We start from the raw sequence: 15208 nt of genomic DNA on the forward strand, positions 1-15208 counted from the left end.
AGTTTCGATCCAGCAGCAATCGGCGGTTCTCCAAACATCGGCTTGGCCAACTGGCGATCGGGATAAATGGAGCGGGGCTGGGGACGCACTCTGTCCCGCGCATCTGGCGATACGCTCCTGAGGGTGCGGCATTACGTGTTTTTGGGGCCCCGCATGCACTTGCGAACCGGCAGCGGGTCGGGCGAGCGGGAAGCTACGGCCGCGACAGGTCCCGCTTGCCTTGCTTCCCACAGGCCCTTGGCCACTGCCTCTCTCGCAGGTGCGGTTCATTGCTCTGAGCCTTCGGCATTGCAGCCGAAAGCCTGCCGGGCAGCGCGATAGCGTCGGGTTCTGCGCGGATGCCGCCCCTCCTCGATCCTGCCGAGCTCAGATCGGTAGGGGCGACAAATCCGAACGCGGCATCGTGTCGCTCCCCCCATTGCCAGGGCATGCGCCATCACCCTCCGCAATCAGCGGCAGTTAGCCGCAGCCACCCAAGCCTCCTGGAGCTAACCCCATGCCCGCCGTTCCCGATCCGGTCCGTCCCCGCTACCTGCGCACCCCGGATGCCGCGGTGCATCTGGGGCTTTCGCCGCGCACGCTCGAAAAGCACCGATGCTATGGAACAGGGCCGGTCTACCACAAGCTCGGCGGCCGCATCGTTTACCGGCCCGAAGATCTCGACGCCTGGGCCGAGCAGGGCTTGCGCCGTTCCACCAGCGATCCGGGCAAGGGCGTCGTTCATCCTGCCAAGCGGATCGACGGCTACACCGGTCCGGTCCGGCGCTGAAGCGGTACCATGCGCTCCTTGAAGACATCGGACGGCGGGGCCGGACAGCTCGACCTGTTCGTCGGCGCGGGCAGCGACATCGCCGCGCGCGATGCGCAGGATCTGATGGCCTGGCCTTTCTTCAGCCTCGCCAAGACGAAGCGGGTGCAGCCGATCGACTTTCGTATGGGCGAGGTCGCCATTCTGGTCGAAGCGACCGCCGAACATGGCATGGCCACCATCTGGGACGCCGATGTACTGATCTGGGTAGCGAGCCAGATCGTCGAGGCGCGCGATGCCGGCAAAGCCACCTCGCGCCTTATCGCGGCGACGCCCCATGAAATCCTTACCTTCACCCGGCGCGGAACCGGAAAGGCTGGCTACGAGCGCCTGAAGGCGGCGCTCGACCGCTTGCAGTCGACCAGCATTGCCACCTCCATCCGGCAGGCCGGGGCGCGACGCCGCCGACGATTTTCCTGGATCAACGAATGGCGCGAACGGCTCGACGACAACGGGCGCGCGCTCGGCATCGAAATGATCGTGCCGGACTGGCTCTACGAGGGCGTGCTCGATCGTGCGCTCGTCCTGACCATCGACCCGGCCTATTTCGCGCTTACCGGCGGTCTTGAGCGCTGGCTCTATCGCATCGTACGCAAGCATGGCGGGAAGCAGAAGGGCGGGTGGAGTTTCGACATTTCGCACCTGCATTTGAAGTCCGGCGCGCTCTCGCCATTGAAGCGTTTCGCTTTCGAAGTGCGGGCCATCGTTCGCCGCCAGTCGCTCCCCGGCTACAATCTCGCTCTTGAGCACCAGTTCGGCCGCGAGCGGCTCCTGTTCGTTGCAGCGCCTGTCGATCCCTTCGCGTCCGCGCGGCGCCGTATCGGGCTGCCCCCTGTGGAAAAGGGTGCGTGATGTTCGGACTATCGGGAACCATGACGTTCGGACGATCGGGAACCCTATTCCCGGACTATCGGGAACCGGGAGCCTGCGCGACTCGCCGAAAACGCGGCGCCTGCGAAGCCCTTAACAATGCTAACAAGGAATCTTTCAGATTCCTGCTAACACAGCCACGCCTGTGCAAAAGCGCAGCGCGCGCTTCGCTTCCGCCTCCGGAACCGGTCGAGGCAGGTTCCGGTGATCCGCCACTTACGCATGTCACGCTGGTGTGGCGCGGCGGCGTGCAGGAAGACTGGCTTCGGTTCGGCAAGCCCGTTGCAGAGCGCATCCTCGATCGCCGGACGCGTATCGAAAGCTATGCTCCGGGACAGGTCTTTGCCTTGGTTCGGTGGGCTTCGAACGACTACGGGACCGTTGGCTCCACACTCACGATCGCCCAAGCCGCCGGTTTCGGCGAGCCGTTCACCACTCTGCCGCAGGTCGATCCTGGCGCGCAAATCCTGCTCTCGGTGCGAAGCTGGCCAAAGGTTCGCCAGGTCTTTGCGCTGATCGATGCGATCGAGGACGTTGGCATCGATCCCTGCGATGTAGCTCCCGACCACTGGCATCATGTCCACAACAGGCTGGCAGGGGGCATGCAAGTACGTTTCTATTCCCCTGCGCGCCATCGCGACTGGCTGCGGCGGCGAAAGCTGCAATCATGAGGCGGCGCACCGCCTTTCTGGCAGGCATGGTCGCGGCAGCGACACTGGCCAGCATCGCAATCCCGTTCTCGCGACTTTTGGTCTGGAACGTGACGGCCAGCGTGCCGGTTGGACTGTACTCAATCGGCGGAAAGACCGGTCTCCAGAGGGGCGACCGCGTCGCGATCGATCCTGCTTTCAGGCTGCAGAAATACCTCGCCTCGCGCGGCTATCTTCCTGCGGGCGTTCCGCTCATCAAGGAGGTTGCGGCGCTTGGCGGGGATACGGTCTGCCGGCGCGACCTGCTCATCGAGATCAATGGGACACCTGCGGGCTCGGCGCGTCGGCGCGACAGCCTTGGACGCGAACTGCCCGTCTGGAAAGGATGCCGGACTATCGCTGCGGATGAACTGTTCGTGATGAACAGGCGCGCCCCCGGCAGCTTTGACGGGCGTTATTTCGGCCCGGTCGCACGCGGCGATGTCATCGGGCGCGCGCGGCCCGTCTGGACCAACGAAGCGGGCGACGGGGACTATGTCCTGCTCGCCTCGCCCGCCGACTTTCCCATTCCCAACGTAAATGATGGAGACGCACAATGACCTGTATCGGCACTTTTGCAGCCACACCCGACGGCTTTGAAGGGCGGCTGCAAACCCTGACCATCGACGCACCGCTGACCCTGGTGGCCGCCGACCCCGGCGACACCGAGAACGCCCCGGACTATCGCATCATGGCAGGCGAAGGCGAGGAAACCTACGAGGTGGGTGCAGGCTGGAAACATGTCGGCGACAAGGCAGGCGATTTCGTCACGCTCGTCATCGACGATCCGGTATTGCCGCGGCCCCTGCGCGCCAATCTGTTCAGTTCTGACGACCAGAGCCATGTCCTGATATGGTCGCGCGGCGCGCGCCGCCCGGCAAAGGACTGATTCCGTGCTCCGCCCGCATCTTCTGCCGGGGATCCTGGCCGCCATGCTGGCGGCGAGTCCCGGGCAGGCTTTTGCACAATCGGAGCAGTTTGTCCGACCTTCCCCGCGCGTCGAGATTGCGACGCATGTCAGCGAAGCATCGCAGCAATTCGGCATTCCCGAGCACTGGATCTACGCGGTGATCCGCGCCGAAAGTGCGGGCCGGGTGCGGGCGGTTTCCAGAGCAGGAGCGATGGGTCTCATGCAGCTCATGCCCGGAACCTGGTCGCGGCAGCGCGCCCGGTTCTCCCTCGGGCAAGACCCGTTCGACCCGCGCGACAACATTCTGGCCGGCACGTCTTACCTGCGCGAAATGTACGATCGCTACGGCGCGCAAGGCTTCCTCGCTGCATACAATGCGGGTCCGGGACGCTACGAAGACTGGCTTGCCGGACGGCGTTCGCTGCCACTCGAAACACGCCTCTATGTCGCCCGGATTGCGCCGCTGTTGCAGTCCGAGCGCATGTTTGCGGCGGTGCCTTTACAAGCCGGGAATGCTCCGGCTGGCGTCTTGCAGGCGCCCCGCGCTGGGCGAGAAGAGTTGGACGAGGTGGCTATGCCCGGTCCCGCAGCGAACCCCTTCGCGCGTCCGGAACAGCCCGCGCACGATCTATTCGCGCCTGCTTCGACGGTCTCCTCCCAATGAAAGCGAGCCTCGCACCTTCGCGCAGGCATGCGTTTCCAGGCGAAACCGGGCGTATAAGCGGAGACTTACGCATCAAAAGAAAGGAGGGATGGCGAGATAAAAGCACCGCCGTCGGTCGGGGTGCAGGTGGTTGGTTTTGCGGGAGATTATGCGCCATCTCTGCTGTGCGCCTGCAGGCGCTTGGACCGAAATCCTTAGGCTTTTCAATGCTGAAAGCGCCGTCTGCCGATTTTCCTGTCTATGGCTGACGATGAAATCAACATCAGGCCGGGTCAGTCGCGAGACAGCGATGCGCGCGCCTATCGCAAGGCCGGTTCGCTGGTCGGACGCGTGCTGCAGGTTTCGCGCCGGTCAGGCTATACACCGCTCACGCGAGGCCGGGCTGGCGGCGGAACCGGACATCTGGGACGCGGCAAAAGGGCTGCGTTCCGAGGCCGCCCCCATGCTTTCCAGCGGCGGGTCATCATCAAGGCGCGCGTCGTTCGTCATGGCGGCAGCCGCTTCCGCTCTGCACCGCTCGCTCGCCACATCGCCTATCTCGAACGCGACGGCGTCACCCGTGACGGATCGGATGCCCAGATGTTCGATGCCTCGTCGGATGAGGTCGATGGCGATGCCTTCGCCGCGCGCTGCGGAGACGACCGGCATCACTTCCGCTTCATCGTGTCGCCGGAAGACGCGAGCGAGATGGCTGACCTTTGCGCTTTCACGCGCGAGCTCCTTGAAGATATGGCGAGCGACCTCGACACCAGCCTCGACTGGGTGGCGGTCGATCACTGGAATACCGACAACCCGCATGTCCATGTTCTGGTCCGCGGCGTTGCCTCGGATGGCAGGGACCTGGTGATTGATCGCTCTTATATCAGCGAAGGCATGCGGGCCCGTGCCCAGGAGCGCGTCACTATCGAACTCGGGCCGCGCAGCGAGCGCGATATTCAGCTAGCGCTTCGCCGCGAGGTCGATGCCGAGCGCTGGACCTCACTCGACCGCCGGCTGCAAAAGCAACGCGACGATCTCGGCGTGGTCGATTTGTCCCCCGAAGTCGATGCGACACGGCGCAGCAACCGCGCATTCCTTATCGGCCGCGCACGAACGCTCGAACGCATGGGATTGGCCGAGCGGATCGGGGCGGCGCGCTGGACCTTGGCCGCAGATCTCGAACCGACCTTGCGCGCGCTTGGCGAGCGCGGCGACATCATCAAGACCTTGCACAAGGCGATGAGTGGACGCGGCGCACAAGGCGCCCTTGCATCCTTAGCGCTGCATGGAGAAGACGAGAACCGCCGAGTCATCGGCAGGTTGGTCGAGCGCGGTCTCCATAACGAGCTGACAGGCGAGGCTTATGCGATCGTCGAAGGAGTGGACGGTCGCGCCCACTATCTTCGCTTCCCCGATCTTGACCAGACGAGCGATGCAGCACCCGGCGCGATCGTCGAGACAAGCGAATGGACCGACCGCAAGGGGCGGCGGCGCGAAAGCCTGCTGGTGCGCTCGGACCTGCCGCTCGAGCGGCAGATTGACGCGCGCGGGGCGACCTGGCTCGACCGGCAGCTGCTGTCGGCACGAGCCGCGTCGCTGGGAGGCGGCTTCGGCAATGAAGTCCGGAAGGCTCTTGACGAGCGCCGTGACTGGCTCGTCGATCAAAGTCTTGCGAAGCGACATGGTAGGAGCGTGACCTTGGTGCGCAACCTTCTCGGAGCGCTCCGCAAGCAGGAACTGGACGCGGCAGGTAAAGCGCTGGCTGCGCGTCATGGTCGTCTGGCAAATCCGGTAACGGAAGGCGATCACATTTCCGGCATCTACCGCGAGCGCATTTCGCTGGCGTCGGGTCGCTTCGCCATGATCGATGACGGAGTGGGTTTCCAGCTCGTGCCCTGGAGGCAAGACCTCGAGCGGCATCTTGGAAAAGAAGTCGCTGGCAAGGTTAATGCACGCGGCGGTGTCGATTGGAACTTTGCGCGCTCGCGCGGGCCGGCGGTTTGATGAGCACCGGCATCTAAACGGAAATCTTGACAAACGCACCATATGATGCTTATAAACGCATCAGGAGATGCGATATGGTAAGTGCAGCGATTCAACATGCCGAAGCTCCCCCGGGGCTTCAGACCTTTGCAAGCGACGGTGATCGCAGCCGCCTCACCAGCGCTGCGGTAAAAGCCGTGCTGCGGCTCATCGAGGCTTGGGGTGCGAGCAACGCCGACGGTGCTGCACTGCTCGGCGTGTCCGAAAGCACCTGGGACCGGATGAAAGCCGGAACATGGGAGGGCTCGCTCGGTCAGGACCAGTTGACCCGCGCGTCGGCGCTGATCGGCCTGTTCAAGGGGCTGCACCTGCTGTTTGCCAACGACATGGCCGACCGCTGGCCGAAACTCGAAAACAGGGCTCCGGTCTTCGATCGCCGCTCGCCCATCCAGGCAATGATCGAAGGCGGTATTCCGCGCATGTTAGAGACTAGGCAATATATCGACGCGCTTCGTGGCGGGCTCTGAGGAGGAGGGCGAGCCGCCGCAGATCCGCGAAGCCTTCGAGCGGACGGTCCGGCTCGTTTCCAGCGCGCGTTTGCGCGAAGCGGTCATGGCTCCGCTAGCCGACAATGGTGAAGAGCTTGCGCTGCTCGCTGAAATCGAGGGGGCGACGAGTTCGCGCCTGATCGCCGAAGAGCGCGGGCTTGGCGGGCTGACAGCCGACGAGCTGGTTCACGGCGTGCCGCATGCCAGATTTATCAATGCGAGCTTCGCCTATGCCAAGCCGCGCGAGCCCAATCGCTTCAACCCCGCGAACCGCGGCGCATGGTATGCCGCGCTCGATGTCGAGACCTGCATCGCCGAGGTCGGTCATCACCTGACGCAGGCGCTCGCCGATGCCGACGATTTCGATGCCGTTGTCGAATATGGCGAGATGATCGCCAGCATGGCGGGGGTCTTTATCGATCTGCGCGGCGTGCCTGATCACCCCGCACTCGATCCGGACAAGACGAAAGGCTATCCGGTCGGCAATGCTCTAGCGGCGCAGGCGCGCGCCGCCGGCCATAACGGGATTATCTATTCTTCGGTCCGCCATGCGGGCGGAACCTGCATCGCGGCCTTGTGGCCCAATGTCGTGCAATCGGTCGCGCAAGGGGCGATGTATCGCCTGACCTGGTCCGGCAATCCTGCCTTTGATTGGGAAGCAATCTAGCCGCTTCCCGCTTTCGCTACGCCAGCCTGCGATCACGCAGCTTCTGACTTGAATATGCGATGCAAAGCCGCCGTGCTGCCTTTCACGAAAGGAGACAGCCTTGTCGGCAACCCGGATATTGTGGGGTCAGATACTCGTCGTCTTCGCTCTCACGCTCGCAGGCGTCTGGGCGGGCACTCAGTGGACGGCATACGCGCTCGGCTATCAGGCGCAATTGGGCGCGCCGTGGTTCAGTGTTTCCGGAGCGCCTGTCTATCCGCCTTATGCCATCTTCTGGTGGTGGTTCAGCTACGAAGCCTATGCGCCGCGCATCTTCGAAACCGGCGGAATGATTGCTGCATCGGGCGGTCTCGTGTCGGTCGTGGTCGCGATCGGCATGTCGGTCTGGCGCGCCCGAGAAATCAGGAACAGCGCGACCTATGGCTCGGCGCGCTGGGCGACCCGTTCCGAAATCGCGCGCGCTGGCCTTCTGGCGGGCAAGGGCGTCATTATCGGCCAACACGCCAATCTCTATCTTCGCCACGACGGGCCAGAACATGTACTCTGTTTCGCACCGACGCGCAGCGGCAAGGGGGTCGGCCTTGTCGTGCCGACGCTGCTGACCTGGCCGCACTCGGCGATCGTCCATGACATCAAGGGCGAGAACTGGGAGCTGACCGCTGGTTTCCGGTCCAGCTTCAGCCGCACGCTTCTGTTCGATCCGACCAATGAAGCGTCGGCAGCCTATAATCCGCTGATGGAAGTGCGGCGCGGCATCAACGAGGTGCGCGACGTCCAGAACATTGCCGACGTGCTGGTCGACCCGGAAGGCTCGCTCGAACGGCGCAACCATTGGGAAAAGACCAGCCATGCGCTTCTCGTCGGGGCCATTCTGCATGTGCTTTATGCCGAGCCTGACAAGACGCTCGCCGGGGTGGCGAACTTCCTCTCCGATCCGCGCCGATCGATCGAGGCGACATTGACCGCCATGATGCACACGCCGCATCTGGGGGAAGACGGCATCCATCCGGTTGTCGCGAGCGCGGCGAGAGAATTGCTCAACAAGTCGGAGAACGAACGCTCGGGCGTGCTCTCGACCGCCATGTCGTTCCTTGGGCTGTACCGCGATCCGGTGATCGCCAGGGTCACCCGGCATTGCGAATGGCGTATCGCGGACCTGGTGGCACAGGGCCGACCGGTCACACTCTATCTCGTCGTCCCGCCCTCCGACATCAGCCGCACCAAGCCGCTCATCCGGCTCATCCTCAACCAACTCGGAAGACGCCTGACCGAGGACCTGCAGGAGGGTGCCGATCGCGAGCGGCTTCTCCTTATGCTCGACGAGTTTCCGGCCTTGGGCCGACTCGACTTTTTCGAAAGCGCGCTCGCCTTCATGGCGGGCTACGGCATCAAGGCCTTTCTGATCGCGCAGTCGTTGAACCAGATCGAGAAAGCCTACGGGCAGAACAATGCCATCCTCGACAATTGCCATGTGCGGGTGTGCTTCGCGACCAATGACGAGCGCACTGCCAAGCGCGTTTCGGAATCACTCGGGACCGCGACCGAAACCCGGGCGATGCGCAATTATGCCGGACACCGCCTCTCGCCCTGGCTTGGTCACCTGATGGTCTCGCGCTCGGAGACGGCGCGCGCTCTTCTGACCCAGGGCGAAATCATGCAGCTTCCCGATACCGACGAAATCGTGATGCTCGCAGGCGTGCATCCGATCCGTGCCAGGAAAGCGCGCTACTACCACGACCCCCGGCTCAGCAAACGGGTAGAGCGTCCACCAACGGTCCAAAAGGGCGAGTTTGCGGCGGATGAGAGCGAATGGCACGGGAGACTTGTGACCGCGCCTGCGCAATCCGCGAAATTGCTGACCGGGTCTGAAGAGTACGAGGTCGATGATCGCCAGTCCGATGGCGGGATCCGCCAATCGCCTGAATTGCCGGAATACGAGAATGGGGCGCCGCCGCCCATGGCAATTCCCAACGAATTTGAGTTTGACGACCGTACCGACGAGGATCAGGCAAACAGCAACCGCAGGATGGCCGAGCGGATGCAGGCCAATGCGCGGCGGGCTGCACTCGATCCTGGCGACGGGATCGAGCTATGAGCAAGGGCAACCGTATCAAGCACACCTTTCGCTTGCCGCCAGCCCTTTCCAGGCAACTCGCCGACTATGCCGGCCGCAAGCGCGTCTCGCAGGCTTCGGTAGTGGAGGCCGCCATTGCCTCTTTTCTCTCTCCGGATGGATCGGAACGCATGGAAGCGGCCTTCAGTCGACGCCTTGATCGCATAAGCCGACAGATCGGCAAGCTCGACTATCATATCGAGGTCGGGAACGAGGCATTCGCGCTCTACCTCAGGCGATGGCTGGCGGTGACCCCGGCCATGCCGTTTGAAGCCAATGCCGCTGCGCGTGCCGATGCAGAAAAGCGGTTCGACTTCTTCGTCGAAGCGCTCGCGCGGCGCATGGAAACGGGCAGGCATCTCGCTGACGATCTCATTCGCGCGGCTTCGGAACCAAGGCTGGGTGAGATTGAAAATCCGGACGGAGACGGCCCTGAGCCTCCGGCGTAGCCCTGACAAAGACCTTCGATAGTCCGGCAGGAAACACACATGAATAGAGCAGAGGAACGCTTTCTTTCATGCGCCGGCGCACCTGCAGGAATGCGAGGGTGCAACCATTCCAAGTGCTTGCTAAAGGTCCAGTAATGCGCACCGAACTCGATCATCTGCCTCCGCAAAAGCAACGGGAACTTGAGCGCGTGGTGCAGCTGATCTTCGAAGAATTCGATGATGCCTTTGCGCTGGCGAAGCACGAGTGGAAGAAGGCCGGTCGCATTCTCAAGGTCATTCTCTACGGCAGCTATGCCCGCGGCACCTGGGTCGACGAGCCGCATACGGCCAAGGGCTACCAGTCGGACTACGATCTGCTCATCATCGTCAACGACAAGCGGCTGGTCGACCGGGTCAAGTACTGGTCGAAGCTCGATGACCGGCTGATGCGCGAGTACGGCGTGACCAAATCGCTCAAGACGCCGGTCAATTTCATCGTCCATACGCTGCAGGAGGTGAACGACGGTCTCGCGCACGGACGCTATTTCTTCATGGATGTCGCGAAGGACGGGATCGCGCTTTACCAATCCGACGACACCGAGCTCCACACGCCGAAGCCCAAGACTGCCGGTGAGGCGCTGGCAATGGCGCAGGAGTATTTCGACGAGTGGTTCCCGACAGCGATGCAACGGTATGAGCTATCAAAGGTGGGCCGGGAGCGAGGATTCCTAAAACCTGCAGCATTCGACATGCATCAATCGGCCGAATTTCTATACCATTGCGTGCTGTTGGTCTGCACGTTCTATACACCGCATGTACATAATCTGGGTTTTCTCCGCACCCAGGCGGAGCGAATCGACCCACGCCTGACCTATGTCTGGCCGCGCGACACGCGCCGCGATCGTGCGCGCTTTGAGAAGCTGAAGGAAGCGTACGTCAAGGCTAGATACTCAAAGCATTACCGCATCACCAGCGAAGAGCTCGAATGGCTCGGAGAGCAGGTTGAGGAGCTTGGCCGGGTCGTGCACGAGATATGCTCAGACGGTCTCAAAAAGCTCAGTAATGAAATAAACCCCTAATCGATGCTCGCCTGTCGGGTCCGATCGCACTGTAGCAGATGTCTGCGTTGCGCGCCTACTTCGGACCTAGCTGAATATTGTTTTCGATCGCGAGGAGAGACGCTCATCACAGGGCTAAGTTCTAAAAGAGGCCTAGTCGTGCTCGGAAAGTAGTGTGAAAGCGAAACCAGAATTCTGCAGCACACTGGCCGAAGGATGCGAGCTCTCGCCATCAAATAGCTTGCCAATCGGCTTATTTTTCTGGCTCGCATCGTTGCCCACGCTTCTGGAAGGAGCGATTAGTTGGGCCGCTTGGCTGGGTTTAAGTGGATATTTTAGATTCTGGAAGCCTGTGCGGAACAACTGCTGAAGCTGGGTTTGCTGCTGGAGCGCCTCTATTTCGGATCGACTATTGGTGGCGACATCACCGAGGTCGATACCCAAGATCGCATCGGCAAAATCGTCTTCCTGCGTCTGGTCGAAGGCGATGCGTGCGGTCTTCGTGCGCTGATCGATATGCATCACACCTGTCAGATCGGATTTGCTACCGATCTTGATTACTACGAGGTCGCCATTTTTTGTCGGATAGGCGCATTGCACGGTTATGTTGAAAGTACGAGGAGGCAGGGCCATCATTCCCACGCGTCCGATGTGATCGAGATATTGTTGCCGCAGATTGAGGGCGCTAACGTCCCTTAAAGTTTCCGCAATCTTTGCAGACCCGTCCGACGCCAAGTGATTTTTCGCGCGTTGAAGCGTAATTGTAGCTGGAAATCCGAAGTCCCATCTGATCTGATAACGCTTCTTCCCGCGTGTGATGATTGGCGTCGTCTTGTCTTCGCCAAAAAGTGGCTCCGTCATAGCGAGCGGTTCTAGGGTACCTCCGATAAGCAGTGCTGCGTGGAGGTTTTTGCCACGCAGCAGATCACATTCCGGCGAGGCAACGAAAAACACCCTGTTTGGGTCGCCTTTGAAAATGCTGGCCTTGCTGACCGATCCCTGGAGCCGGGACATGAGAATGTCACCAAATGTGAGTGGCCAGACCGAGCCATTGTCTCGCTTGCGCCGCTCGGGATTAGCGAAGACCGTCCGCTCGATGAGGCGGAAACTGTCCTTTCCCTTAGCGATCGTCAAAGGAGCCGGCTTGTCGCTTATTTTGTCTAGCGCCTCGGCTCCGGACAGGATTTCCTTGTCGGCTTCGATTTCATATTGAAGGACGCGGTCGAGAACGCTGACCATATAGCTTGATGGCAGCAGTCCTTCGGCTGATAAAAGCAGCGATTTGATATGATGCAGGTCGTCGATATCGATTCTTCGCAATTCTCGTCCCGCACGTTCGACCGCGTCAGATGCGCCGGTCTTCCACTTATTAGTGAATTCCGCCAGCAAGAGACTATCTTCACGGTGCGTCGCCAAGGTTGCGATGATGCGCCGCATTCGAGCGCCCTTCTTGATTACCTTTTTCTGGATGCTGCGGAAACCGGATGCGTGGAGCTCGACCTCGTCGCGAAGCCCGGGTGCCTCTTCTGTGAGGCTGATCTGCGACATCAGAACAACTGCGGGGGGGGCGTCACGGCCGTCGATCACTTTTTTCAGGCCGGCTACAGTCGTTTGCCTGTCTTCGTCCGACTGGGCGGCACCAAGAAAAAGGTCGATGATGATGAGGTCGACCTGCTCGGCAGCTTTGACAAAGTCGCGTCCTGCTTTGGTGAACGCAATCCCGAGATCGGTCAGTATTTCTTCGATCTCACCGAGAGCTTTGATGTCTCGCAGGCTCTTCGCGACATAGTCGGCGAACAGGTCGCGAACCAGATCGTCAAGAACTCCACGGTGTTCCCACAGCGCTTGAATGAAGGCGTCATCACCGCGAAGATCGGCTCTCTCATCGGGGTCAAAGCCCGGGAAAACCGCTTCCAAGCGCTCGAGCGCGTCGCCAATGGCGTCGTCGAAAAAGATATCCCAGTCTACATCTGCAAGCTCGCTCGCGCGCGGTACTAGGTCATAGCCATCATCGACAATGAGCGCGGACTTTATGCCCGCCGCGGCGATGATTTCCTTGTCCGTCATTCATCGCTCCCGATGACGCGATAATCGAACGTGGTGTATCGTCCCTCGCGGTTTACAATTTCGGTGTCGATGACAAGCGCGCCGCCATTGTGCTCCGCTGCTTCGCGGGCAATGAACAGCCCGAGTCCGCGCCGTCGGCTCTTGTCCTTCAGCGAGAAAAACAGGTCGAAAACCCGCTCGGCGTATTCGGGCGATATACCGGGCCCATTATCGGTTACCCGTACCCGCGGTGGATTGTCCTCCACCGCTATCGTGAGCAGCGGCTTGAAGCCCAGTTTGCGTTCGCGCTCAATATCCATCCAGTAGACAGAATTGGAAACGAGGTTTTCAATAACCTGTGCGACCATGCCTTTGACGGCTTTCAGCGCAACCGGACGATCGGGGAAATGCGTTTCAAGTTTGACATGGTGTCGGTCGAACTGCGCTTCGTGGGCACTGAGGAGGTCGCGGACAAGCTCGTCAAGTTCGAACGCCTCCTTGCGTTGTCGGCCACTCACGCTGAGCGGGTCGAGAATACGAAGCCGCTTGCTTATCGCTTTCATCGACGCGCGCAGACTTTCCAACCTGCTTCGTACCTCTTCCGGTACGTTTTTACGCTGAAGCTTGTTTAGCGTGTCGAGCGCATCCTCGGCGGATCGAGCCAATTCGTGGGCAACGACCTCGACCATCAGACCTACGCCGGCCATCGCGACCATCTGATCGGTATCCTGCTCGAGCTCGAGAATCCGTTCCCGCGCTTCTGCGGCATACCGGGAAAATTCTTCACGCATCTCTTCAAACTCGGCGACGATCTCTCGCTGGTCTTCATCGGCCGATCTGGCGAGCGCGCGAATTGCTTTCTTCATCCGCTGTTCGAGGGCTTTCGTACGGGTCGGGTCCGTCGGCACTCTCGGCTTGTTTTTCTTGAAAGCGTTTTCGACGCGCTTCATTTCGTCGCGTAGCCTGTCGACAGCGAGCTGTATCGCCTCTTTGAGAACCGCTTCTTCTGGGGTGTGCCGCAAACCCTCTCGGTTGGTTTGGTCGATTAGATGCGGATTGCTGAAGCGGCCAATATCTACCTGTCCGACAAACTGAATCCGATTGAGCGCATAGCCCTTGGCGCGCAGAGCTGTGCGATCGAGTTCGAGCCAGTCATCATCTTCGGTACCATAGGGATAGACCCTGAACCCGTCGCGATAGAGCCGCACTCCCATCCATTGGTCGAGCAATTTGCGCAAAGCCTGGTAATCGCCTGTACTCCGGCCCTTTCGCAGCGTTGCGCGATTGAACCAATAGAGTTCGAAATTGAAAGGTCCGACGTCAGTCAGTGCGGCTGCGTTTACATCACGCTTGTTTTCCCGGCTGCGTTTTTGACGCAGGCCGACCAGTGCGGCGAGCAAATCGTCGAATTTCAATGTCTCGATCTGGTGCTCGACGGGATGCTCGAACCCAAGATTGACGAGCTCCATTCGCAGCGTGAGTTCGGGAGAGCCGTCCCGGATCTTATACTCACCCTTGAGGGTCGCGTGGGCATGAGAAAGGAAATTTTTGTCAAGCCGGGCAAAATTGATGCGCTCGCCGTTCCAGAAAATGGCAATGCGGTGGCGTTTGGGCTTTCCAATCGGGTTGGCAAGCAACGAAAAATCATCAACGGCAAGCCGTTCAACACGGTTGCGATCCCAATTGGCCTTTAGCCTGCGGACGCGAATGTCAGTCCCGCTGTAGTCCGGTTGCGGCTTCTCTCCGCCCACGCGCGGTTCGATCGTGACATCCTCGATCATCTTTTGCGGATCTTCGAAGTCGGTCCAATCGATGTCCAAGATGTTGAAGGTCTCGTCTTCTTCACGGGCGGTTCGAACTGTCAGCCGGTCGCCAAGACGCATTGCGGAGAGCCGGCCTATGCCTTTCTCGCCCAAATACGGAGCTTCGCTGACACCGTCTTCAAACGCAGTGTCAACTTCTTCTTTGCGCGATTTGGTTCCGAGAACCAGAAACACGGTTTCGAGCTGTTCCAAGGACATGCCCGACCCGGTGTCAGAAACCGTTACCTGGTTGAGCACATCAATCTCTTCTAGCGCAGCATCGTATTCGTCGAGATCGTCGATATCCTCGAGAAATTCGATCGCCCTATCGTAAAGCTTGCCTGCATCGCTGAAGAGGCGGGCACGGGTTTCATCGAGCAGTTCGGCAAGCGCTTCCTCGAAATCGAACTCATCTTCCGCATGATTGCCATTGTCGGGCATATTTCGCAGGCGGTTCACGGTATGGCGCAACTCGAGATAGTCCCTGCGGGCGAGGACAACCTTGAATTTGATCGTGACGCCGTCCTTCGTCCCTGCGTCAACACCGTTCTTGATAAGCTCATAGAATGCGATCGCGTCGGAGCTGATGAGCTCTGAGCCGAGCTCAAGAACGGTGCGGGCCGAAACCTTAAACATCACGGGC

General features: G+C 60.7%; 14 protein-coding genes. 12 read left to right on the forward strand and 2 right to left on the reverse strand.

Annotation, left to right across the window (positions count from 1 at the left end; genetic code table 11):
* The first annotated feature begins 496 nt into the window (after positions 1–496).
* From ACIGGE_RS05670 to ACIGGE_RS05725, 12 genes are all read left to right on the forward strand, one after another.
* On the forward strand, positions 497–769 hold the full coding sequence (locus ACIGGE_RS05670; protein ID WP_010240237.1) for an AlpA family transcriptional regulator: 273 nt from the start codon (positions 497–499) through the stop codon (positions 767–769).
* A gap of 9 nt (positions 770–778) precedes the next feature.
* Entirely contained in the window at positions 779–1660 is an 882-nt protein-coding gene (locus tag ACIGGE_RS05675; protein ID WP_050775920.1) for a replication initiator protein A, read from the forward strand.
* Positions 1660–2349, forward strand: a complete 690-nt coding sequence (locus ACIGGE_RS05680; RefSeq protein WP_230782952.1) for a DUF2840 domain-containing protein — start codon at positions 1660–1662, stop codon at positions 2347–2349. The genes ACIGGE_RS05675 and ACIGGE_RS05680 overlap by 1 nt, the downstream gene beginning before the upstream one ends.
* Complete coding sequence (locus ACIGGE_RS05685; protein WP_067674518.1) at positions 2346–2927, forward strand: S26 family signal peptidase; 582 nt, start codon at positions 2346–2348, stop codon at positions 2925–2927. The genes ACIGGE_RS05680 and ACIGGE_RS05685 overlap by 4 nt, the downstream gene beginning before the upstream one ends.
* On the forward strand, positions 2924–3256 hold the full coding sequence (locus ACIGGE_RS05690; protein ID WP_010236492.1) for a DUF736 domain-containing protein: 333 nt from the start codon (positions 2924–2926) through the stop codon (positions 3254–3256). Before ACIGGE_RS05685 ends, ACIGGE_RS05690 begins: the two co-directional genes overlap by 4 nt.
* Positions 3257–3260: 4 nt before the next feature.
* The gene (locus ACIGGE_RS05695) at positions 3261–3941 is read left to right on the forward strand and encodes a lytic transglycosylase domain-containing protein (RefSeq protein WP_225982213.1); all 681 of its coding nucleotides are present in this window, start codon (positions 3261–3263) and stop codon (positions 3939–3941) included.
* Between the two features lie 240 nt (positions 3942–4181).
* Positions 4182–5924 (forward strand): DUF3363 domain-containing protein, encoded by a 1743-nt coding sequence (locus ACIGGE_RS05700; protein ID WP_054522838.1) that lies wholly within the window; start codon positions 4182–4184, stop codon positions 5922–5924.
* 74 nt (positions 5925–5998) lie between these two features.
* Entirely contained in the window at positions 5999–6430 is a 432-nt protein-coding gene (locus ACIGGE_RS05705) for an antitoxin Xre-like helix-turn-helix domain-containing protein (RefSeq protein ID WP_010240541.1), read from the forward strand.
* A complete protein-coding gene (locus tag ACIGGE_RS05710; RefSeq protein WP_054522837.1) occupies positions 6417–7118 on the forward strand; it encodes an RES family NAD+ phosphorylase in 702 nt (233 codons plus the stop codon). Before ACIGGE_RS05705 ends, ACIGGE_RS05710 begins: the two co-directional genes overlap by 14 nt.
* 100 nt (positions 7119–7218) lie before the next feature.
* Complete coding sequence (locus tag ACIGGE_RS05715; protein WP_010240536.1) at positions 7219–9213, forward strand: conjugal transfer protein TraG; 1995 nt, start codon at positions 7219–7221, stop codon at positions 9211–9213.
* Positions 9210–9680, forward strand: coding sequence for a hypothetical protein (locus ACIGGE_RS05720; protein WP_010240533.1), 471 nt, complete (start codon positions 9210–9212; stop codon positions 9678–9680). Before ACIGGE_RS05715 ends, ACIGGE_RS05720 begins: the two co-directional genes overlap by 4 nt.
* Positions 9681–9814: 134 nt before the next feature.
* Positions 9815–10738, forward strand: a complete 924-nt coding sequence (locus ACIGGE_RS05725) for a HEPN domain-containing protein (protein WP_010240530.1) — start codon at positions 9815–9817, stop codon at positions 10736–10738.
* A 132-nt stretch (positions 10739–10870) separates the two neighbouring features.
* Here the strand turns inward: ACIGGE_RS05725 and ACIGGE_RS05730 are convergent, their stop codons facing one another.
* Together ACIGGE_RS05730 and ACIGGE_RS05735 are read right to left on the reverse strand one after the other, a co-directional pair.
* Positions 10871–12784, reverse strand: coding sequence for a hypothetical protein (locus ACIGGE_RS05730; RefSeq protein WP_060703637.1), 1914 nt, complete (start codon positions 12782–12784; stop codon positions 10871–10873).
* Complete coding sequence (locus ACIGGE_RS05735; protein ID WP_060703636.1) at positions 12781–15201, reverse strand: sensor histidine kinase; 2421 nt, start codon at positions 15199–15201, stop codon at positions 12781–12783. Before ACIGGE_RS05735 ends, ACIGGE_RS05730 begins: the two co-directional genes overlap by 4 nt.
* Between the last annotated feature and the right edge of the window lie 7 nt (positions 15202–15208).

The organism is Qipengyuania sp. NPDC077410 (assembly GCF_044543405.1).
Lineage (GTDB): Bacteria > Pseudomonadota > Alphaproteobacteria > Sphingomonadales > Sphingomonadaceae > Qipengyuania > Qipengyuania pacifica.

Coding starts and splice junctions, on each gene's coding strand:
- ACIGGE_RS05670 (WP_010240237.1), top strand. CDS start 497: ATGCCCGCCGTTCCCGATCCGGTCCGTCCCCGCTACCTGCGCACCCCG.
- ACIGGE_RS05675 (WP_050775920.1), top strand. CDS start 779: ATGCGCTCCTTGAAGACATCGGACGGCGGGGCCGGACAGCTCGACCTG.
- ACIGGE_RS05680 (WP_230782952.1), top strand. CDS start 1,660: ATGTTCGGACTATCGGGAACCATGACGTTCGGACGATCGGGAACCCTA.
- ACIGGE_RS05685 (WP_067674518.1), top strand. CDS start 2,346: ATGAGGCGGCGCACCGCCTTTCTGGCAGGCATGGTCGCGGCAGCGACA.
- ACIGGE_RS05690 (WP_010236492.1), top strand. CDS start 2,924: ATGACCTGTATCGGCACTTTTGCAGCCACACCCGACGGCTTTGAAGGG.
- ACIGGE_RS05700 (WP_054522838.1), top strand. CDS start 4,182: ATGGCTGACGATGAAATCAACATCAGGCCGGGTCAGTCGCGAGACAGC.
- ACIGGE_RS05705 (WP_010240541.1), top strand. CDS start 5,999: ATGGTAAGTGCAGCGATTCAACATGCCGAAGCTCCCCCGGGGCTTCAG.
- ACIGGE_RS05720 (WP_010240533.1), top strand. CDS start 9,210: ATGAGCAAGGGCAACCGTATCAAGCACACCTTTCGCTTGCCGCCAGCC.
- ACIGGE_RS05725 (WP_010240530.1), top strand. CDS start 9,815: ATGCGCACCGAACTCGATCATCTGCCTCCGCAAAAGCAACGGGAACTT.
- ACIGGE_RS05730 (WP_060703637.1), bottom strand. CDS start 12,784: ATGACGGACAAGGAAATCATCGCCGCGGCGGGCATAAAGTCCGCGCTC.
- ACIGGE_RS05735 (WP_060703636.1), bottom strand. CDS start 15,201: ATGTTTAAGGTTTCGGCCCGCACCGTTCTTGAGCTCGGCTCAGAGCTC.